General features: G+C 36.1%; 1 protein-coding gene. It reads right to left on the bottom strand.

Translation table 11 applies throughout. The annotated features are described in order from the left end of the window. Nucleotides 1-186, bottom strand: a 186-nt coding sequence (locus tag ACGF5R_RS24935) for a hypothetical protein (protein WP_387693334.1), incomplete at its 3' end; no start/stop codon positions are given. Nucleotides 187-241: the final 55 nt, after the last annotated feature.

Genomic DNA, 241 nt, shown 5'->3' with positions numbered 1-241 from the left:
ATAAGACAACACTGACTTAGCGCTGAATGTCATCTGATGCTCAGACATAATTAATTTGAATCGCTGTGTATATTTATCGAGAATAGCGGTGACTGCTTTGTCATCGTATTTTGATAGTTGAGTGAGCTCGTTTAAGCATTCCCTTGCTATTGCTCTGCGTCCGTTTTCAAGAGCTTGGTCATTCATCTAGATTAGATTTAGAATCAGTTATTTTCATTTTTATGATTCCATATCAAATCAG

The organism is Photorhabdus sp. RM71S (assembly GCF_042879355.1).
Classification (GTDB): domain Bacteria; phylum Pseudomonadota; class Gammaproteobacteria; order Enterobacterales; family Enterobacteriaceae; genus Photorhabdus; species Photorhabdus kayaii.
This window is presented reverse-complemented; position numbering and strand designations above follow the sequence as displayed.